This window comes from Bartonella sp. AA86SXKL (assembly GCF_042196885.1).
This window is the reverse complement of sequence record NZ_JBHIRE010000001.1, coordinates 276,770-298,357: the sequence shown is the minus strand read 5'-3', so window position 1 is coordinate 298,357 and position 21,588 is coordinate 276,770. Positions and strand designations below refer to the sequence as shown.

Here is a 21,588-nt window from a genome sequence, read left to right as displayed (position 1 = left end):
CCTATATTCTAAAAAGGCAGTTTATCCTTTCAGTGTATTTTGCTAAAGGCTTATGCTATAAACGTATAAGCGTGTTTTACTAGAATTTTAACTCTTTCATTTTTAAGGCTGCTGTTATGGGTGTTGTTGCCAAAAATTTTCCCATACCTGATCTTCATCGGGTTCGTCGTGTTCTCTTTTCTGTGTCTGATAAAACGGGTGTGGTTGCTTTTGCACAAGCCCTTCATGCTACTTACAATGTTGAATTAATTTCAACAGGAGGAACAGCCAAAACCCTCATAGCGGCTGGTTTACCCGTAAAAGATGTTGCTGAAGTTACCGGATTTCCTGAAATAATGGATGGGCGTGTAAAAACACTCCATCCTTTGATTCATGGTGCTTTGTTAGGGGTAAGAGAAGATCCTAACCATAGGGAAGCTATGGAAAAGAACAGCATTCATGGAATTGATCTTTTGGTGGTGAATCTTTACCCTTTTGAAGAGACGATCCTTTCGGGAGCTGATGGGCAAACGATTCTTGAAAATATTGATATCGGTGGACCGGCGATGATTCGCGCCGCGGCAAAAAATTATGCTTATACCGGTGTTGTAACAGCGATAAAAGATTATGATTCGATTCTAGCTGAATTAAAGCAGCATAATGGATGTTTAAGCTTATCTATGCGTCATCAGCTAGCAATGCGCGCTTATGCACACACCGCTGCTTATGATACGGCAATAGCATCATGGTTTGCACGGGATTTAGAAATTGAAACTCCATCGTGGCAGAGTTTTTCTGGTCATCTTGAAAACGTTATGCGCTATGGAGAAAATCCACATCAACAGGCAGCATTTTATCGCAATAATGAAAAACGTTTTGGTATTGCAACAGCAAAACTTTTACAAGGCAAAGCGCTTTCTTATAACAATCTGAATGATACAGATGCAGCCTTTGAACTTGTGGCAGAATTTGATCCGCAAAAAACCGCTGCTGTCGCTCTTATTAAACATGCCAATCCTTGTGGTGTTGCGGAAGGAGAAAATTTGAAAGAAGCTTATTTGAAAGCTTTTATGTGTGATAATGTATCGGCATTTGGTGGAATTGTTGCTTTAAATCAAATCCTTGATGAGGAATGTGCTGAAGAGATTGTTAAAATTTTCACAGAAGTGATTATTGCTCCTGATGCCACAATGGCGGCACGTGAAATTATTGCCAAGAAAAAAAATCTTCGTTTGCTCATTACAGGTGGAGTTCCTGATCCACGCTGTGGAGGACTTCTTGCGAAAACACTTGCAGGAGGTATTTTAGTGCAATCACGTGATAACGTGGTAGTCGATGATCTTAAATTGCAAGTAGTGACAAAGCGGGCACCAACTCAAGATGAAATGCGTGATCTTCAATTTGCTTTTCGTGTAGCAAAGCACGTTAAATCAAATGCTATTGTGTACGCGAAAAATAGCGCAACAGTTGGAATTGGAGCCGGACAAATGAGCCGCATCGATTCAGCCAAAATTGCTGCAAGTAAAGCAGCAGAAAGTGCGCAAAGAGCAGGCTTAATAGAAACTCTCACAAAAGGATCTGTTGTTGCATCAGATGCATTTTTTCCTTTTGCAGATGGTTTATTAGCAGCAGCTGAAGCAGGAGCAACAGCAGTTATTCAACCAGGAGGCTCCATGCGTGATGAAGAAGTTATCGCCGCTGCTGATGCACAGGGGTTAGCGATGGTTTTTACAGGAACACGTCACTTCCGCCATTAATAATTTTGCTGCTTTTCTTTTCGTATGAGACAAATGTTTCAAGGAATTTTTCATAATTATCGTATGACTATTGATAACTGTTGAAATGGAAGCAGTTATTCAATCCAAAGAATCTACACGTGAAGAAGTTTATCACCGCAGAAAATGCACATAATTTAGCCATTGATTAGGGATAAGATGTTCTTGTTGATATTTTTAATGGTTACCCTTTCGCATGAGGAAAATGTTAAAGGGATATTATCTTGTATGTAGATGCATACCTGCTATGATATTATAACACAACTCTTTTTAGTAATATACTCTATTCTTAAACTAAAGAGTGTAATGAAAAGTTTGAGTAGAGGATATGAATATTCTACGTTTTTATAGTAATTGGCGCCGTTATCGTCGAACCGTTAATGCGTTAAGTCGTCTTTCAACATATGAACTCAGCGATCTTGGAATTTGTCGAGGTGATATTGATTCAATTGCACGACGTTATTCGCGTAAATCTTTATGAAAATTGTTTGAGATATTTGAGAGAATGCTTTGCTATAAAAAAGTGCGCATTTTGTGGTTTGTTATTATGACTTCATTTTTAGTATAATAACAAAGAGCAGAAGGGTTATTTTTCTTGGCCATTGTAATGTATTGTTTCTCGAATTTTCAATGCTTCTGTGATGTACAACATTTGATTTGTAATAATAATTTAGCGTTATTCATATTAAATTAGAACCCCGAATACCGTAAGTTTCTCTCATTTCAAATCTATGTATGTTGAATCAACCAAAACCATTCGCCTGCACGTTACAAGCGGGGGGAGCTGTATGGATAAAAGCTATTAAGAAAAGGCTAAAAATGCCTCTTATGAACCCTCTCTAGTGCCAAGAACTGTTACAAACATTGGACACTGATAAATAGTGTGATAGTGCCGAACTGCTCTTTCATAAGCATAAAGATGGGGGGTGCTTAATGGATTTACCGTTATACCCATCACGGGCATCGTCGCAAAATAGGCTTGGAAGCGTTAAGGGATTTTTCTTTAAAATAAGTCCGTGAATATACAATACAATAGCGCTCTGTTTTTCGTGAAGAGCGTAATCCTATTAATGCAACTCTCTCAGAGAGAAATATTGATCCCAACAGCACACTTAAAAACTTATCGAAGATAAGCAACGGCTTAATTTTCTCTCCATATCTTTAAAGGATCAAAATCCTTAACTAGTACTCATCTGTCAACAAGGGTCTTTCAAAAACCTTTTTTTCTGAAGCCAATCCCTTTAGCATCACCTCATGAGATTCTATGAGCAAACCTTGCCTAAAAACATCCAACCCATACTCCCAAAAAATGCTTCGTGTATAAAATTGATATGATCTTCAAATTTTGAGAATATTACCACAATAAACAATAATGTTTTGCGACACGCAATATAAAACGCAATATACTATGGGTTGGAACAATGTTCTAATTTTTTATCAAACGCTTTACGGATAAAACGCCAACGAACTTTTTCCTGAAATGCAGGACGAAAATATAAAACAATCTGTTGTGTCCGTTGTGGACCTGTTAATTCTGCAAAATCAATCGAATCTTCAAGACAAATATCTGCGTCAGGCGATATAAAATACCATATTTGTTCGCTCTTCACGTTCTCGTTCTTTACGGCTAAACACACACGTTTGCCATCATAGTTAACTTCAACTTGTGGATGAAGATGAAATCGAACAGCAACATAATTTTGTTCATTTTGCACACTCTTGTGTCTCTTTCTCCCTTTACTTGGCATAAAAAAGCGATCAAAACCTTCGATCGTATCTCCATTTGTCGCCAAAATAAGACCACGCTCATGAATAAGATTAAAGGGTCGCACATAACCATTATGACTCGCAATAAAACCCGTCTTCTCTGAATCATCTATACGGCACACTTGAACATCTGTTGGTCCATCAAACAAAAATGGCGCGCCATTTTTCTTTTTATGATAAAAAGAACCCACTGAACAATCATTAAGCGTAGCTGTTGAATGTGCTGCAGTAACACGCCCTAAATGTCGATAATCTTCCCTCCCATCAGGATTAACACCGGTATTGATAATAAAACGGTGCCCTTGTGAAGACATTTCAAAAGACAAACACCCCGAACAAGCCTGCTGTGCTACAGAGCGGGGTGGAAACTTTCCTGTATCTGCAAGCACTGTTGTTTGATTGGCTTTTAAGCGCTGAAATCCTGAATAACGGGCATAACTAAAAGGATGTCCTCCTGTTTCATCAAGCTCCAAAAGTGATGATAACCGTTCCGACACAAGGGGACCAACCCCATTAAAATGGGCCAACGTCTGATCCTCATGGATAAAGAATCGTAAAGCTGGCAACATACGCTCAACAGAATCAATCAAAATACGGGGTGCCGTTTCATTGCTACGCATAAAAAGATGCCGTAACGACAATAAATCCGATAACAAATTCAGCAAAATAACAGGACTACGGGAAATATGCCCACCATCAACTAGGATTTGACGGGAAAGCTCCTCTATAAGCGTCGTTTGTACCTTTTTTTTCACTGCCACAGAAACAGGCAAAGCAAGAGATGCGAATGTCAAAGCCACTGCTGCTTGTAAACGTTGATCATTGTGCTCCATACTACAAATTGTCACGCGCAAATAACGAAATTGCAAACCAAGTGCACGCAAAAAGCGTTTTTCAAACCGCTCACTTGCCCCTTCTAACAACATTTTCGAATGACAAATCCATGAAATCAAGCGCCGCGCCACAACAGGACCACTCCAAGCAAGTCCTTTTACCTTCTTGCCAGCATGGTCAAACCAATCTTCTAAAAGAGAGCGTGCATGTGCAGAAGCTAAATCACTTCCTGCTGCCTCCATATGGCGCAACCAATGAAAATCATGTAGAGCCGCTTCCCATTCTAGCGTTGGTGGAACCAATGAAAACGGCGAAACAGCACCAGAATGAACAATGTGACCAGCAAAAGCAAAACGACCATGATAAAATTCATGCGCCATCATAGAGTCTGCTACATGCAAATCCATGGGATGCGCTAAAATTTTATGAGGACGAAACCCTGAAAATCGCCAACGAAACAATGGTCCAACCCATAAACGCCGCATAACATTCTGTATCGTATCGATACAGGCTGCCACTTTTACCTGAGGAGCTTTTACCGCAACCGCCAAAATTTCATCTCCATTTATGCTGAATCAAATACAATTTCGACCATTTTTGTAAATGAAGCGTTAATTAAGCAATTTTTCGTAAGCGCGCAGCGAAAAAACCATCCATTCCTAAAAATACGGTTTTCTCAGCATCAAAATTTTTATGACAAAAATCCGCAGGCGTTGTCCGTAACACCCCCTCACAAAGCAAATGCTCCAGTGCTCCTATTTCCTCTGGACAAATAGGGTCTAAAACAATGTCATTGCGTGTCGACAAAATTTTCTCAATAAGATCTTCACCTTCTTCTCTTGCCAATGAACAATTGGAAAAAACAATCCGCCCCTCTACCTTCACCAAAGAAATTGCTGCGACAAGCAAATCATATTGCAACGCCGCTAACTTGACGATATCATCCTTCGATTTCGTCCATAAAATATCTGGATGACGACGGATTGTTCCTGTAGAAGAACAAGGAGCATCAAGAAGAATCGCATCAAAAAGCTGTGTGGGATAGAAATTTCTCACATCGCCCTGCCAAATGTGAACTGAAAAATGAAGCCGTTCCATATTTTCTTTTAAACGCTTTATGCGGTTAGCAGAAAGCTCAATTGCAGTCACCTCAGCCCCTTGCAAAGCCAATTGTGCTGTTTTTCCCCCAGGGCTCGCACAAAGATCAGAAACGCGTTTACCCTCAATACTCCCAAGTAAACAAGCAGGCAACGATGCAGCGAAATCTTGAACCCACCAAGACCCTTCACGATAGCCTGGTAAATCAGAAACAGAACACTCCAGACGATTCAATCGAACAGAACCATTGGGCAATACCACACCACCAAGCCTTTCAGCCCATCCACCACTATCAGATTTCACTGTCAAATCGAGAGGGGGTTCCACACTTTGAATTGCGATAATCTGATGTGCCTTTTCTGTTCCATAAGCTGACACTAAAAGTTGTCCAAACCACGCTGGAACACCTTCAATGGTAGGAACTTGTTGGCGTAAAGGCTCTGCCTCACGCGCAACATTGCGCAAAAGAGCATTCACTACCCCTGAAAAACGGCGCATTCGAGGATCAAGTTTCGCCACACGCACAGCTAAATCAATAGCCGCATGATCAGGAATATCAAGATAAAGAATTTGTGCAACACTGATATGCAAAAGATTCTGAAGTGAAAGTGCTTGTGAAGGCAAAGGACGCGCCAAAAAGCGTGAGAGAGCCGCCATAATCTGCCCTCGATGACGCAATGAAGCTGTTAAAATAGCCCGACATAACAAACGATCTCGTTGTGAAAGTTTTAAATATTGTGGATTTCCGTGTTCATTATCTGTCAAACCAGAAAGAGGCGTGTACTTATCAACTACCGCCCCAAAAAGACGCACACACACCTGCCGAACAGCTAATCCTGGAACATTTTTTTCAGACACATGCCCCGCTTTTTTGTGTTTCAAAACACCACCTTTATATCACAGTTTTCTCAAAAGCTCCCTCAATAACTCTATGAACGAGATCTTTTTGAATTTTCATAACGAAGCCAAGAAGGACGTTTTGTAACACGTTGAAAAGAACTGTTTTCCTGTTCACCTAATACATGAGTCTGACCACTATGAAAATCTCCATAGTTCATCCCGCTGCTTTTTTCATGTATAGCGTCTTCTTTATTCCATCCCACACTTTTGGCAAGAGCCCCTTTCATCTCTTCTGCTTGCTGATAAAGAGCAGCGATACGATTTGCAGTTGCTGGATGTGTCGAAAAAAGACTATCCGCTCCCTCACCGCTCAAAGGATTAATAATAAACAGATGCGCGGTTGCTGGATTATGCTCTGCTTCTTCATTATATACCCCACGTCCCCCATCAGCAATCTTACGCAATGCCGAAGCCAACCATAAAGGATTACCACATATTTCAGCCCCTCTACGATCCGCAGCATATTCCCGTGTACGGCTAATCGCCATTTGCACCAGCATCGCTGCAAAAGGCGCCACAAGCAATGCAATAAATCCTCCAATTGCCCCTGCGCCATGAGAATCTTCTGAAGAGTTACGCTGTCCTCCCATAAAGAAAGCAAAATTACCAAGCATTGAAATTGCCCCTGCAATCGTTGCGGTTAGAGTCATTGTTAACGTATCACGATGCTCAATATGTGCGAGCTCATGCGCCATAACGCCGGCAATTTCCTCAGCGCTTAACCGCTCTAACAACCCAGTACTTGCAGCAACAGCTGCATTTTGCGGATTACGTCCCGTCGCAAAAGCATTTGGCTGTGCATTCTCAATAACATAAATTTTTGGTTGAGGAAGAGAAGCTTTTTTAGCTAAATCGCTTACAATCTTATAATAAACTGGTGCTGAATGCTGATCAACTTCACGCGCCCCGTACATGCGTAAAACGATTTTATCTGAATTCCAATAAGAAAAAAAGTTTAAACCACTTGCCATCAAAAGAGCAATGACCATGCCACCACCCCCTCCAACAAGATAACCAACTCCCATAAAAAGAGCAGTTAAAAAAGCCAAAAGCATAGCTGTACGCATTATATTCATTACTCAAAAAACTCCATGATAAAAGTCAATCAATACTATATGATGGTGTTTTCTTTCTGCTTTTTCAATGGAATAGGTGTAAAATGAATAAAAAAGATGAGAAAACAAGCAAAAAAAATGCAACTGTCATTAAACAGCAATCTCTTTCTCCCGCAGCACAACGCGCCCTTAAAGAAGCTGAGGAAAGACGAAAACGCGCAACAAAAAAAGAACAACCTTTAGAAAACGGCGGACGCGGCGGCAAAGACCCTTCCCGCTATGGAGACTGGGAAATTAAAGGCCGCGCCATTGATTTTTAAAAAAAACCAGCGCGGTTTAAACAAGCAGCTTTTTAAAGAAAATCCGTTTTTGATAGACAAAAACGGATAATATTTATTTTTCTAAAGCTTTTAAAAACACGTTGATTAAACAACCATGCTTCTTATGCTGTAGCAGATTCTGCTTCAGCCGCTGCCGCTGCTTCTTCTGCCGCTTGCTTTGCTGCTGCTATACGTTCTTGTGCTTTTTTACCCGGTTCACCTTTATGTGGATTATTACGAGTTGGACGCTTTTTCAAGCCAGCTGCATCTAAAAACCGTAAAACGCGATCTGTTGGTTGAGCCCCTTGCGCAAGCCAATATTGGATACGTTCTTCATTAAGTTTCACCCTCGGTCCATCTTTAGGCAACATTGGATCCCATGCACCAACACGTTCAAGAAACCGTCCATCGCGCGGACTACGAACATCTGCAACGACGATATGATAGTAAGGACGTTTTTTTGAACCTCCACGGGACAAACGAATTTTCAATGCCATATTTTATCTCCTATTGTCAGCTCTGGCTTTCGTTTAAATTGACTTTTTTTGTTTTTTGCTCTTCAGCAATAACTTCATGATGACTCACAACTTCTTTAATAATAAATTTTAAAAATCTTTCAGCAAAATCAGGATCAAGATGACTATCTATAGCCAATTGCCGCAAACGCGCTACCTGATATTGCTCACGCAGAGGATCTACTTTAGGCAAATCATAATGGGCTTTTAAGCGCCCAACAGCTTTCGTACAACGAAACCGCTCTGCTAAGATATGAATCAAGGTTGCATCAAAATTATCAATGGATGCTCGTAAATGTGCCAATTCGTTTAATACTGTTTCCTGCATTATATTCCTTTCCCTCTTTACATCTTATTTTTTCTTAGGATGCTGAGGAAAATTTCCCCCATCGACAATGCCATTGGAAAAACCAGGAAATGTAGGTCCACGCTTAGGAAGTCCGGGCAAGAGCTTCCCTCCATTACCATTTTCAATTTGCTTTTGAAGCATTGAGAATTGCTTTGGATCCAATCCCGACAAATCCGGCATAGCTGAAGAATCCCCTCCCAAGTTTCCCATACCACCAAAACCCATTTTGGAACCAAGGCCTCCCAACATTTTTCCCATAAAACCACTTTTTCCTTTACCACCCATGGCTTTCATCATATCAGCCATTTGGCGATACATCTTCAAAAGTTTATTAATATCAGCCGCTGTCGTACCAGACCCCTTAGCAATTCGTTGTTTGCGGCTATGTTTTAAAAGCTCTGGATTCGCCCGCTCTTTCGGTGTCATAGATGAAATAATGGCCAATTGACGATCAAACAAACGATCATCAAACCCCGCAGCCGCAATCTGCTCTTTGACCTTCCCCATTCCTGGCAACATGCCCATAATACCGCCCATTCCACCCAGTTTTTTCATTTTCTGCAACTGTTCTGCAAGATCATTCAGATCAAATTTTCCGGCTTGCATTTTTTTTGCAAAAGCAGCAGCTTTCTCGTGATCCATTGTTTCTGCAGCTTTTTCAACCAAAGAAACAATATCCCCCATTCCGAGAATACGATCAGCAATACGACTGGGATGAAATTCTTCTAAAGCATCTATTTTTTCACCAGTTCCAATTGCTTTAATTGGTTTACCTGTAACAGCACGCATAGAAAGAGCAGCGCCACCACGCCCATCACTATCCATCCGTGTTAAAATAATCCCCGTAATCCCTACACGCTCATCAAAAGAACGAGCAAGATGAACGGCATCTTGCCCCGTCAAACTATCAGCCACCAACATAATCTCATGAGGAAGGGAACATGCTTTAATTTCAGCCAATTCGAGCATCAAAGCTTCATCAATATGATTACGTCCTGCTGTGTCAAGAAGAAGCACGTCATAACCACCCAATTTAGCAGCCTGCACGGCACGTGATGCAATATCAACGGGCAGCTGACCCGCAATAATAGGCAAGCTTGCAAGTTTTGCCTGCTCTCCCAATTGGCGCAATTGCTCCTGTGCAGCGGGACGGCGTGTATCTAATGACGCCATGAGAACTTTTTTATTGTGCTTATCAGTAAAACGTTTTGCAAGCTTTGCTGTTGTGGTTGTTTTTCCCGAACCTTGCAAACCAGTCATCATGATAACAACAGGAGCTGGTGCATTTAAATCACTCAGAACGCTTTCATTTCCAAGAATATGAACCAATTCATCATGAACAATTTTAACCACCATTTGGCCTGGTTTAATTGATTTAACGATTTCGGCCCCAACAGCTTTTTCCCGAACTCTATCGGTAAAAGAGCGCACAACATCAAGAGCAACATCAGCTTCCAATAAAGCGCGACGAATTTCACGCAGCGCCTCTACAACATCCTGATCCGATAAAGCGCCACGTCCCGTCAAATGAGACAGGATAGAACCAAGTCGCTCTTGCAAGGATTCAAACATCATTTACCTCATTGTTGCATAACAAACAAACCAAAATAGCATCCGAGAACGCATCGCGCCGTCGGATGTTGACCTCTGAGATCTCTTTATACCCTTAAACCGGGGTCTCAGTCGGTGGCTCCAAGTTAATTTTGTCACTGAAAGCTTGCTCCTTCAAACAATAAAACCCCAGCTTTGTCAAGTTTTATCATAAAATATCTTTTTATACGAAGAAATAAAAACAACAAATACTATACTTCAAAACTTTCAACTTCAACACGCATAAAACAACCTGTTTCCTGTTCCATGCTCCATAATTTTCCGCTAGAGATATCAAACCAAACCCCATGCAATGTCAAAAAACCTTGATCTTTGCGAAGCTTTATCCACGGAAACGTCTCTAAATTTCTCAACGAATGGCGAATAGAAAGCTGCTCTAATGCCGTCTGTTTTTCTGGCCAAGACAGCGACTTATTATTCAAAACGATTTCTGCTGCTGGAGCTAAGAGACTTATCCATTGACCGATAAAATCATTTGATAATAAAGATTTATATGTCTCATTAAGAGCAGTACGAATGCCTCCACAATGGGCATGACCAAAAACAACAATATGTCTCACCTCAAGCAATTGCACAGCATATTCAAGAGCTGCTGATGTTGCGTGATATTGGTCATCAGGAGAAAAAGGAGGAACCACATTCGCCACGTTGCGCAGAGTGAAAATTTCCCCTGGCTTAGCATCAAAAATCATTTCTGGTACTGCACGCGAATCACAACAAGCAATGACCAAAACTTCAGGTTTCTGCCCCTCAATCGCCAATTGCTGATAATCTGCTATTTTATATAAAAAATGATTGTTTATAAAGTTTTGGTAACCACTTAAAAGTCTTTCTGGTAAATGCGCCATTCTCTCTTTACTTTTGCTTCTTTTTTTACTTTCATTTTGTATAGTTTAAAAAACAAACTATTAACATACAAAAATACTAAAAATGCCCTTTCCTTGAAGCAAAATATTTCTTTAAAGTACAAAATATTACTAAAAATAGCAAAAACAAACTCATTCTTTCCAAATAAAGAGCTATTTTCTTCAGAAAGAAGGTGTTACAGTATATAAAAAATATAATGGTCTGCTTTTAAAAAGAGAAGAAAAGACCCCTTAAGAGCAAAAAGGGAGAGTGAATGTGTTGCAACAAAAAAAAACAGAAACAAAAAACACCCAAGATAAAATAGAACAAATCCTTTTTGCCCAAACCGATAAAGAAGATATTACTTATTATGAAAATGAAGAACTTAAAAAGGCCACAGCCATCGCGGTAAAAGCTTTTAATCTCCATCAGACGGGAAACAACACCATCTGCTTTGAGCAAAATTTAACCCGTAGTAACAGACCTGTAACCGTTATCACGCTTGTCAATGATAACAAACCCTTCCTTCTCGATTCTATTTTAAATGTTTTCAATCAACACAAAAACCATATCTATTTGATTGCACACCCCATTATTGATTGTGCTTCTGGAAAACGCATCAGTCTGATGCAAATTCACATCGAGTCATTAAACAAACAGCAAATACAAAAACTTGAAAATGAACTCACCTTAGTTCTTGAACAGGTTAATGCTGCTGTACAAGACTGGAAACCTATGCTTGAAGAAGTTGAAAAGCATATTCATGCCTACCAAATAAGTCTTCCCCCGCACTACAAACAAGAAGGCGAAAAAGCCATTGAGTTTCTTCACTGGCTAATGGACGATAATTTCATTTTCCTTGGTATGCGCACTTACAACTTCATCAAAGACCAAAAACCCCTAAAATCCTTTACAGCGAGTAATATTGAACTTGGTATACTCACGGATGCTTCTATTCATATTATTGACGATAAAAGCATGAAAGAACCTCCTCAAGAAGTTTTATCCTTCATGGAAAGCGATAATCTGTTTATCGTGACAAAAGCGAACAGCCGCTCCAAAATTCACCGTTCTGTTTGGCTCGATTATATTGGTCTTAAAATCTTTGATAAAGAAAACCAACTCTGTGGAGAATTACGCATTGTAGGGCTTTTTACCTCCTCAGCTTATACACGTTCTATTTTGCAAATTCCTTTCTTAAAAGAAAAAGCCCGAACTATTATTCAACGTCTTGGACACAATCACGCCGATTATTCAGGAAAAGCACTCATCAGTGCTTTAGAAACCTATCCAAGAGATGAAATGTTTCGCTCTGATGTTGATACATTGACAGAAAACACTAAGCTTATTCTACAATTAGATGAGCGCCCACGTTTACGGGTTCTTGCCCACACTGATTCTTTTGGACGCTTTGTTTCTATCCTGGTCTACGTACCGCGTGACCAATATAGCAGCAGCCTGCGTGAAAAAGTTGGCGAACATTTTGTTGAGCTTTATAAAGGTGACTTTTTTGAATCTTATCCGCTATTTTTGGAAAGCACTCTTATACGTGTCTATTATATCATCCATCGCAAAGGAAATGAAACTGTTCCTCTTCACGAGCGCTCCACACTTGAACAACATGTACGTTCGATTGCACGAAGTTGGGAAGACAGGGTTCAAGCCATCGCTCTTAACAAGAAAATAACAGAGCAACAAACACGTCTAGCCAGTGAATTCCCCAACAGCTATCGTGATTTATTTTCAGCTGAAGACGCTATTAACGATGCCGGACATATTCTAAGTCTTCATGATGAAAAGCCCCTTTTCGTGATCTTTTATCACGCACAAAACAAAGAAAAACAGTGCATTTCTCTTCGGCTTTTTCACCGCCATGAAGCACTTGCCCTTTCCAAACGTGTACCACTCCTTGAAAACATGGGGTTTCGCGTTATTGCTGAACAAACCCTTGAATTACCAGATGGCAATGGGCGCTCTGTGTATCTTCATGATATGCAGCTAGAAAGTACTTTCCAACGCTGTATCGATTTTGAAAAAGACGGTCAAAAACACGCCGAAACCTTTGAAGCCATTTGGGCACAAAATGCTGATAATGACGGCTTTAATGCTCTCACCCAGACAGCTGAGCTTGATTGGCATGAAATTGTTATTTTGCGCCATTATGGGCGCTATCTCCAACAAGCTGGAATTCCTTATTCGCAAGATCGCGTTGCCCAAACTTTAAATGCTTATCCTGACATTACCCAAGATCTTTATGCTTTATTTCATTTAAAATTTCATCAAAGCCATACAGAAAAAGAACGGGAAAAAAACCAACAAGTCATTCAAAAGCGCATTGAAGAAAAATTACGGAAAGTCTCTGGTTTAGACGATGATCTCATTTTACGCCGTTATTGTAACCTTATCGAGGCGAGTTTACGAACGAATGCCTTTACACCTCTTCCTGATGGAAGTCCACGGCGTATTTTAGCCACCAAATTAAATCCGCGCCAGATTGAAGGTTTGCCTGAACCGCGCCCTTACCGAGAAATTTTTGTTTATGGACCAGAAGTTGAAGGGGTCCATTTGCGTTTTGGACCTATCGCTCGTGGTGGAATTCGTTGGTCTGACCGTGCATTAGATTATCGCACCGAAGTGCTTAGCTTAGTCAAAGCCCAACAAGTTAAAAATGCGGTTATCGTTCCTGCAGGTGCAAAAGGTGGATTCTATCCCCATCGGCTTCCCCAAACAAATGACCGTGCTGTCATCATAGAAGCAGCACGACAAGCTTATACAGACTTTATCACAGCTTTGCTCTCCATTACAGACAATCTGATTAACGGCAAAATAAGTTCTCCCCACAATGTCATCTGTCATGATGACCCTGACCCCTATTTTGTTGTTGCGGCAGACAAAGGAACAGCAACTTTTTCTGATACAGCCAACGCCATCAGCCAAGCAAACCACTTTTGGCTTGATGATGCTTTTGCCTCTGGAGGTTCAGCAGGTTACGACCACAAAGACATTGGTATTACAGCTAAAGGTGCATGGGAAGCCGTCAAAAGACATTTTAGAGAGTCATTTAATCACGATATTCAAACAACGCCCTTCACCTGTGTCGGTGTTGGCGATATGTCTGGTGATGTCTTTGGCAATGGAATGCTGCTTTCCAAACAAACAAAATTGATTGCCGCTTTTGATCACCGCGATATCTTTATTGATCCAGATCCGAACATAGACGAAAGCTATGCAGAGCGTACGCGTCTCTTCAGACTGCCTCGCTCAAGCTGGCAGGATTACGATAAAACCAAATTATCAAAGGGCGGTGGTATCTTCTCACGAAAAGAAAAAACCATTACTCTCTCACCTGAAGCAGCACAAGCCATTGGTTTCGAAAAACAAACAGGAACACCCTTTGAAATTATCTCTGCTCTTCTCAAAGCCCCTGTTGATCTTTTATGGTTCGGTGGCATTGGTACTTATATCCGTGCTGCAACAGAAAACGATGCCCAAGTAGGTGATCGCGCAAATGATGCAATACGCATTACCGGAGAACAAGTGCGTGCAAAAATTATTGGTGAAGGAGCTAATCTTGGTGTTACACAACGTGGACGGATTGAATATGTCTTAAATGGTGGTCGATGCAATACGGATGCCATTGACAATTCTGCTGGTGTGAATTGTTCTGATATTGAGGTCAATCTCAAAATTGTTCTTGCATCAGCACTACGTGCCAAAACGTTAACCCGCGAAGATCGCAATAAGCTCTTGAAAAAAATGACGCCTCAAGTCGAGCAACTCGTCTTGCGCAACAATTATCTACAACCCCTTGCGCTTTCTTTGGCGGAAAACCAAAGCACTACTGATTTGCCCTATCAAATACGCTTTATGCACGATTTGGAACAAAAAAAGCTTCTAGATCGTAGAGTTGAAATACTCCCTGATGAGCAAATTTTACGACAAAGAACAACCCAAGGCAAAGGTCTTCTCCGTCCAGAACTCGCCGTTATTTTTGCCTATGCTAAATTGACCTTAAAAGAAGAAATTGCTAATAGCCCCATTGTTGATGATCACTATTTCAATACAGCCTTGCTGAACTATTTTCCAACCCAAATTCAAGAAAATTTTAAGAAGGAAGTTATTAACCATCAATTGCGTCGTAATATTATCGCAACGCTGATTGCCAACGATATTGTAAATCGTGGAGGCCCCACTTTTGTTAATAGACTACACGATGCAACAGAACAAAAGACTGAAAATATTATTCGCGTTTTCATTGCCATCCGCGATGGTTTCGAAATTCCTCAATTGTCTGAGCAAATTGATAAGCTTGATAATAAAATACCCGGTCTTGTCCAAAATAAATTCTACGCAACAATGACCCCAATGCTCTTTGAAACAACCAATTGGGGGTTGCACAACATAGATCTCTCACGTCCATTAGAAGAAATTGTAAAAACAATAAAGCAAGCCCGTAGCGTTATTGAAAAAGAGCTTATGCATTCTCACGACAACGATATTAAGCAAAAGATTGAAGAAAAAGCATTACACTACAGCGAAGAGGGAGCACCAAAAGCATTAGCGAAACAATTAGCCCTCTTGGAAGCTGCTTCAACAATCTGTGATATTTCTTTAATTGCAAAAAAAAGCAACAGTGATCTTATTAAAACCGCAGAGATCTACTTTTCACTTGCGCAAATCATTCGTATAAACCGCATTAACGAAGCAAGTCGTATAATCCCTGTAGTAGATTATTATGATAGTATGGCTTTAAGCCAAGCCAAAGAAAATGTTTCTGAAAGCTTTCGGCAAATCGTTATGAAAATCCTCAAAAATTATGGAAAGAAAAAAGATCCTTTTGACACTTGGAAAAAAACAGAAGAAGATCATATTCACAACATTACAAACCGCATTAGCGCCCTTATTGAAAATGATCTCAATATTTCTCGTTTTACTTTTGCAGCAGGATTGATTTCTCAACTTCAAAATATTGGCTTTCAAACCTAAAGAAAATACAAAACGACCCCCTCAATCTCCCGTTCTATCCCACCACCACAACAAACCAACTAAGACAGAGCAGAAGTTTGCATTTTAGACATAACACCAAAAATAAAAATCTCGCTATTTATCACAATAGAATTGTTTGCAACAATTTCAAAAAAAACAACAGGATTGATTTCTCACCCTAAAAACATAAACTTTCAGACTTAAAAGCAGTACAAAACAGCTAAGCTTTTGCTCCGTTCTATCCATCCATGACTAATCAACAAGGGAAGAACGGAAACCCTATCCCGCATTTTTAGACAGAGCACTCAAAATAAAAAATAAATTCAAATTTTACTGTCAAATATCCTTCATCATAAAAATATAATATATTGATTTACAATCATAATTTTATCATTTTTATGATAATCCGATATTCTAAATTTGTCTCATTTAAAATCTATTTATATTCAATTAATTAACCCCATTTCCCCTTGCATATTGCAAATGGGAAAGCCGAATAGATAAAAACAGTAAAGAAAGGACTAAAAATGCCCCTCATAAACCGCCACAAGTGCCAAAAGCTGCAGTAAGATTGAGAATTAGCAAATATAAGCAAATATAATATGATGATGTTTTCCCCTAGCTTGTTACTCCGTAACCGAAAAGATGATGGTGCTTAATGGCTTTATCCTTATACCATTCACAGGCGACATCGTGAAATAGGAAGCACTGAGAAATATTTTTTTAACAAATGCGTAAATATGCAATACAAATATATTCTGTTTTACGTGGAAGACATATGGCTTCATTAAAAAATATCAGAAATAAAAGGATAAGTTTAATCCATTATTTAAAAGATATAACTGTAACTGCTTTTGAAATGCGTAAAATCGAATAAAAAATGACAGTAAAGATGGATGTTGATTTTCCCCTTTACAACTTCATATCTTCCTCCAACTAGGCTATTTACTTGTTTTTAGAGGTTACACCCAAACAAATATATGCAATATGCTCAATCCATATATAAAGAAAAAGGTTCCTAACAAAAACCACACCACCTGTATAAAAAGGCAATTCAGCATACTTTAAAATGCCACTTTTTCCATACAAACACTGTTGCTATATGTAGTTTGACATAAGATTTTGTACTAAGTGAAAAGAGGTTGGACGAATTAGGAGTAGGTGGTAATTTTTTATTTTTATAGCTATTTTTTTACCATTAAATACGCATTTTGTTAAAATAGATTTTGACACTCTAAAATTGCAAAAAAGTATGAAAATCAGAAAAAATCGAAATTTGGTAGTAAAAATGAAAAAAGACTTTGGTACAACACCTAAAGCGGAGCAAGACGACCAAGTTTTAAAAAGCCTAATTTTACCCACCCATTGTTAATGAGCAAGGAAAGAACGGGAGTGCCGTCCGCATTTTTAGGCAAAACACCCAAAATAAAAAATAACGCTTGAAGATTATTGGCTTGCGCGGGAAATAAGTGCTGCAAAGTGTCAAGAAGCTTCATGGACTGAATAAGGACAAGTTCAAATTTTGCTGTCAAATATCCTTCATCATCAAAAGAAAAAGGTCCACTAATACGCACTGCACCACCTGTATGAAAAGTCAATTCACCTTGCTTTAAAAGTCCACTTTTTCCATACAGTCGCTGTTGCCAATTTTTTTCTTCATCTTCAGACTGAAAAGAGATGTCATTTAAAATCCATTTCAAATTGCCATCAATTTTAGGAATATCAACAAAAGAAGATTTTAAAAAAGGAGAAGCATCAAAACCGTCAAAAGTTATATGTCCCGATAAATTATTCTTTTCATGTTTTAGATCAAAACGCAAAAATTCTGCCGTTATTTTTTGAAGCATATCTTGTGGCTCTAACGGCTGAATAATCACGTCATGCGTATTTTGCAAAGATGCCGGATCTTCAATATTTTCTTGTGTCGTTTTTTTATCTGCCGTTTGTGCTCTTAATGCTTCTTGAAGCTTTTGATCTTCAGGGGAAGAGGAAAAAGATGAAATATCAAGCCCTTCAGCTATAAATTTCAATGTTTTACCCGTTTTCCAATAAGGCTCTGTTTCAATCACCAAATTGCGCCAATGCGATACTATGGGAGTTTTTCCGGAAAAAACAATTAATGCAGGAGAATGAACATTAAACTCGACTAAATGAGGTGCGTAAATTGGTGCACCAGCTGTCAAACGCCCCGTCGATAAAGAAACCCCATGTAAAGGCCAAGAAAATTGAAACTTGTCACAAACAACACCGACACGTAAAGGATAACCATCCTTGTGCACATTCTCACATACCACCGCCATATTATGGGAAGATACTTTTGTGAATATATCAGAAACATAGTCTTCTATTTTACGTGAAAAAAAAACCAGAGTGCACTATAAATAAATATCAGAGCAAGACAAAAGAGCCCACAAATTAAATAACTCAAAGAAAAACTTTTTTGTGATGATGGTATTTGAAAGGATTTAGACAATATTCAAACTTTCTTTATCTCTTAACTTCCTCCCCACCCTAAAAAGGATAAAGATTCCCAACCACGTTCAGTTTATACACAATCCAACTTCTTAATCGATCGGATTTTATCTACTGATCACTTCAAGAAGTCTCTATACATCGTTCTAAAGTACAGTATCTCATAAGCTCAATAAACAAGATTTTCTTAAAAAAAAACCATTACACCCTTTAACAAAAAACACCTCATGTGTAAAGTTTTACATAGATTTTCTACCTCTGCCTTAAACCATACTGTTTTACAGCACAACAAAAATGATAATGAATAGTGTCTCTTAACGATAAAGCCATTGAGCTCCCCATCTTTACGCTTATGGAGGACCCAAAGCCAACACCATCATTATATTTGGCTAGCCCCCAAATGTTGCGACAGCCCTTGGCACTTAAGACAGTTCATAAGAAGCATTTTTAGTCTTTTCTTATACAGTTTTTGCCCACATACCAGCCCTACTTGTGACATGCAAGCAAGAAGTTTTTATTGAGTCAACATACACAGATTTGGAATGAGAAAACCTTACTATATTCGGGGTTCTCATTCAATATACAAAACCGTGAATTACCTATATAAATCAATGCTTTGTCAACAATCACACAAGTACGGGCGGTGTACAAAAAATCTGGTGTAATGCACTTTCAAACCATTGGCTCAAAGCTCGATCATAGATTAAACGACCTTTCAAATGTGCACAAGCAGGTTGAGCACCTTTTTCAGTCAATTTATGTGCCGAACGCACGACCAAACGCCGCATCATAGCGCGTGTAAATTCAGCATGAAACTGCAAGCCCCATGCATTGTTTCCATAACGAAAAGCTTGTGTAGGATATGTATTCCCTGTTGCCAAAAGCATTGCCTCTTTCGGTAAATCATAAATACCTTCATCATGGAAATGGTAGACCATCTCTGGCCAATTCATCAATTCCTTCCCTTGTGGGGTTGCTTCTAGTGGATACCAGCCGACTTCAACAGTCCCATCACTTCTTGTACCAACGCGCCCCCCTAGATTTCGCGCTAACATTTGTGCTCCAAGACAAATACCCAAAAAAGGCTTATTTTCCTTTAGTGATAACGAAATCCAATCAATTTCCTCACCAATATAGGCTTCGCTGTCATTCACACTCATCGGTCCCCCTAAAATAACAACGCCGGCATAATGCTCTAATGTATCAGGGAGTTTTTGTCCAAAAATAGGACGATAAATATCAAGAACAAAACCATTTTGTTGTAAAAATTTTCCCAACCGACCAGTATAAGTAGAGCGCCGATGAATAACGACAGCAATCCTTGGTTTGTTATTTTTTTGTTTTTTATCAAGACATCTCTGATTTAAAAACATTTTTTAACCAATCACCTCTGCTACCAAGCAAAACTTTATTTTTAAAGCATAAGAGAATAATTTTATTGGACAAGACTAACGATATTTTTTCTTCTAGGTCAATTGTTTCTTCTGAGAAAACATTCGTATTATCAACATTGGTGCAATTTAAAATAAACGAAATTTTTTCCTCGATAAAGATGTTTCTTCTTCTGTTTTAACCCCTGGATCATCAACATTTAAGTGAGTTTGACTGAACATTTTTACATCTTTTTCTTTTATATCTTGTTTCTCCACCTGCACATTATGCAAAAGAGAATCATCTACAGGTGTTAATTTTTCAAGCTTCTTATCTCCAACATCATCACTTTTTCCCATAACATACTCTTTGTCTTGCCTTTTCGACACAATATTGTCCGCCTCTAATGTGAGAGAAGGCATACAAGGAGGCGCCTTCCATTCAAAACAGCCCAAACGTCCACTGATTGGAGAAACCACTGACCAAGAAGAAAAAATGGCCCCATCACACATCCACACTGGATCACGTTCAGCACGAAGTGCTAAAGAAAGCCATTGACGCACAGCACCTTGATTGTTTCCCTGTGCCTCTTCAATATCTGCCAACAATAAATAAACACTTTCCCGTGGATGACATTGTAATGCTTTTTGTGCCTTCTCTCTTGCTAATGCTGTTTCACCAGCATCCAAAGCTGCTTTAGCAATAAGGAAAGCCGACTCAAATGCATCTTTATTATAAGAAGCAAGTGTCTTAGCCCTTTTCAATCGCCCAATGGCTCCTTCTTCTCTTTCAAGATAAAGCGCTCCCAAGTCAGGATGAGGCTCCTTTTGCCAAGCCGCTATAATCATTTTATCCGCTTTACGCGTTTCGTTTAATTTATAAAGAATATCAGCAGCAATAACTATTATTGGAACAAAATCAGGCGCCAATTTATGGGCTTTCAAAATAGCTTCACGTGCTTGTACAGGATGTGTATCAAACAAAGAAAGTGCCTGCCCACTTAGTAGTAAAACCTGTATATGCTGCCGCTCTGGAATCGCGCGAATAGAACGCGGGAGAGCTTTTTGCGTTCTTTCAAAAATAGTAAGTGCCTTATCCCATTTACCCTCAGTACTTAACCGATCAAGCACCGCCTGATGCGCCCATAAAAGTGCTGGCGATAAAGTCAGTGCCTCTTCAGCATATTGTTGCGCTGCCTCATAAGCTTTACTCTTCATTGCTTCACGAAACAAACCATAAAGTCCAACCAGTTTTGTCGGATCTTCCTTTCTCATCTCTTCATAAAGACCGATGGCGCGAACAGAGTCATTTTGTAAAGACAAGGTTTGCGCTTGTAAGAGTTTTACCAATGGCTCTTGTTTCCCTGCAAGATATTTAGCAACACGTGCTTCCATTTTTTGCGCAACCATACTATCACCAGCAAAAGTTGCAAGAATCCCCTTTGAAAGAGCTTCGTAACCACGCTTTTGATGGCGTTTATAAAAATAATTGGAAAGAGCATTCGGTATGGAAAAAAAGAAAGACAATAACCACCATAAAAGCACCAGCGTTACAAAAAATAAAATAAGCACACTTAACACTGTAAGAAATGAAGCAGAAAATCTGAAATGCAAAAATGTGAGAACAAAAATACCATTGTGATTAGCAACCCACGTGAAAGCTAAACCGAGGATACAAACAACAAAAATATAAATAAAAACACGTATCATC

General features: G+C 39.4%; 14 protein-coding genes. 4 read left to right on the top strand and 10 right to left on the bottom strand.

Translation table 11 applies throughout. The annotated features are described in order from the left end of the window. The first annotated feature begins 116 nt into the window (after positions 1-116). The gene (purH, locus tag ACFIO5_RS01105) at positions 117-1,736 is read left to right on the top strand and encodes a bifunctional phosphoribosylaminoimidazolecarboxamide formyltransferase/IMP cyclohydrolase (protein WP_375633589.1); all 1,620 of its coding nucleotides are present in this window, start codon (positions 117-119) and stop codon (positions 1,734-1,736) included. A gap of 346 nt (positions 1,737-2,082) precedes the next feature. Continuing rightward, on the top strand, positions 2,083-2,235 hold the full coding sequence (locus ACFIO5_RS01100) for a DUF1127 domain-containing protein (RefSeq protein WP_273790070.1): 153 nt from the start codon (positions 2,083-2,085) through the stop codon (positions 2,233-2,235). A gap of 925 nt (positions 2,236-3,160) precedes the next feature. Here the strand turns inward: ACFIO5_RS01100 and ACFIO5_RS01095 are convergent. From ACFIO5_RS01095 to htpX, 3 genes are all read right to left on the bottom strand, one after another. Further along, entirely contained in the window at positions 3,161-4,906 is a 1,746-nt protein-coding gene (locus ACFIO5_RS01095) for a heparinase II/III family protein (protein WP_375634345.1), read from the bottom strand. Positions 4,907-4,970: 64 nt separating this feature from the next. Beyond that, on the bottom strand, positions 4,971-6,335 hold the full coding sequence (locus ACFIO5_RS01090) for an RsmB/NOP family class I SAM-dependent RNA methyltransferase (protein ID WP_375705052.1): 1,365 nt from the start codon (positions 6,333-6,335) through the stop codon (positions 4,971-4,973). A gap of 47 nt (positions 6,336-6,382) precedes the next feature. Next, positions 6,383-7,429 (bottom strand): zinc metalloprotease HtpX, encoded by a 1,047-nt coding sequence (gene htpX, locus ACFIO5_RS01085; protein ID WP_375634341.1) that lies wholly within the window; start codon positions 7,427-7,429, stop codon positions 6,383-6,385. Between the two features lie 83 nt (positions 7,430-7,512). Here htpX and ACFIO5_RS01080 point away from each other — a divergent pair, with 83 nt between their 5' ends. Further along, positions 7,513-7,728, top strand: coding sequence for a DUF1674 domain-containing protein (locus ACFIO5_RS01080; RefSeq protein ID WP_375606032.1), 216 nt, complete (start codon positions 7,513-7,515; stop codon positions 7,726-7,728). 122 nt (positions 7,729-7,850) lie between these two features. Here the strand turns inward: ACFIO5_RS01080 and rpsP are convergent, their stop codons facing one another. The 4 genes from rpsP to ACFIO5_RS01060 all read right to left on the bottom strand — a co-directional run bounded on the left by rpsP (position 7,851) and on the right by ACFIO5_RS01060 (position 11,051). Further along, entirely contained in the window at positions 7,851-8,225 is a 375-nt protein-coding gene (gene rpsP, locus ACFIO5_RS01075) for a 30S ribosomal protein S16 (RefSeq protein WP_375634339.1), read from the bottom strand. Positions 8,226-8,241: 16 nt separating this feature from the next. Continuing rightward, positions 8,242-8,571 (bottom strand): chorismate mutase, encoded by a 330-nt coding sequence (locus ACFIO5_RS01070; protein WP_375633593.1) that lies wholly within the window; start codon positions 8,569-8,571, stop codon positions 8,242-8,244. Positions 8,572-8,595: 24 nt separating this feature from the next. Then, positions 8,596-10,164: a signal recognition particle protein gene (ffh, locus tag ACFIO5_RS01065; protein WP_375634440.1), complete on the bottom strand. Its 1,569-nt coding sequence runs from the start codon at positions 10,162-10,164 to the stop codon at positions 8,596-8,598. Between the two features lie 230 nt (positions 10,165-10,394). Further along, positions 10,395-11,051: a carbonic anhydrase gene (locus ACFIO5_RS01060; protein ID WP_375612226.1), complete on the bottom strand. Its 657-nt coding sequence runs from the start codon at positions 11,049-11,051 to the stop codon at positions 10,395-10,397. A 274-nt stretch (positions 11,052-11,325) separates the two neighbouring features. On the opposite strand from ACFIO5_RS01060, the gene ACFIO5_RS01055 reads away from it, so the two are divergent. After that, positions 11,326-16,035 (top strand): NAD-glutamate dehydrogenase, encoded by a 4,710-nt coding sequence (locus tag ACFIO5_RS01055; protein WP_375705051.1) that lies wholly within the window; start codon positions 11,326-11,328, stop codon positions 16,033-16,035. Between the two features lie 1,313 nt (positions 16,036-17,348). Here ACFIO5_RS01055 and ACFIO5_RS01050 read toward each other — a convergent pair. The 3 genes from ACFIO5_RS01050 to ACFIO5_RS01040 all read right to left on the bottom strand — a co-directional run bounded on the left by ACFIO5_RS01050 (position 17,349) and on the right by ACFIO5_RS01040 (position 21,587). After that, entirely contained in the window at positions 17,349-18,335 is a 987-nt protein-coding gene (locus ACFIO5_RS01050; protein ID WP_375705050.1) for a DUF2125 domain-containing protein, read from the bottom strand. Between the two features lie 798 nt (positions 18,336-19,133). Further along, complete coding sequence (locus ACFIO5_RS01045) at positions 19,134-19,880, bottom strand: glutamine amidotransferase (RefSeq protein ID WP_375606037.1); 747 nt, start codon at positions 19,878-19,880, stop codon at positions 19,134-19,136. Between the two features lie 147 nt (positions 19,881-20,027). Further along, complete coding sequence (locus ACFIO5_RS01040; protein ID WP_375642816.1) at positions 20,028-21,587, bottom strand: heme biosynthesis protein HemY; 1,560 nt, start codon at positions 21,585-21,587, stop codon at positions 20,028-20,030. Position 21,588: the final 1 nt, after the last annotated feature.

Bases quoted from the DNA above. Each gene is read 5' to 3' on its own strand.
- purH (WP_375633589.1), top strand. From the start codon at position 117: ATGGGTGTTGTTGCCAAAAATTTTCCCATACCTGATCTTCATCGGGTT.
- ACFIO5_RS01100 (WP_273790070.1), top strand. From the start codon at position 2,083: ATGAATATTCTACGTTTTTATAGTAATTGGCGCCGTTATCGTCGAACC.
- htpX (WP_375634341.1), bottom strand. From the start codon at position 7,429: ATGAATATAATGCGTACAGCTATGCTTTTGGCTTTTTTAACTGCTCTT.
- ACFIO5_RS01080 (WP_375606032.1), top strand. From the start codon at position 7,513: ATGAATAAAAAAGATGAGAAAACAAGCAAAAAAAATGCAACTGTCATT.
- rpsP (WP_375634339.1), bottom strand. From the start codon at position 8,225: ATGGCATTGAAAATTCGTTTGTCCCGTGGAGGTTCAAAAAAACGTCCT.
- ACFIO5_RS01070 (WP_375633593.1), bottom strand. From the start codon at position 8,571: ATGCAGGAAACAGTATTAAACGAATTGGCACATTTACGAGCATCCATT.
- ffh (WP_375634440.1), bottom strand. From the start codon at position 10,164: ATGTTTGAATCCTTGCAAGAGCGACTTGGTTCTATCCTGTCTCATTTG.
- ACFIO5_RS01060 (WP_375612226.1), bottom strand. From the start codon at position 11,051: ATGGCGCATTTACCAGAAAGACTTTTAAGTGGTTACCAAAACTTTATA.
- ACFIO5_RS01050 (WP_375705050.1), bottom strand. From the start codon at position 18,335: ATGGCGGTGGTATGTGAGAATGTGCACAAGGATGGTTATCCTTTACGT.
- ACFIO5_RS01045 (WP_375606037.1), bottom strand. From the start codon at position 19,880: ATGTTTTTAAATCAGAGATGTCTTGATAAAAAACAAAAAAATAACAAA.
- ACFIO5_RS01040 (WP_375642816.1), bottom strand. From the start codon at position 21,587: ATGATACGTGTTTTTATTTATATTTTTGTTGTTTGTATCCTCGGTTTA.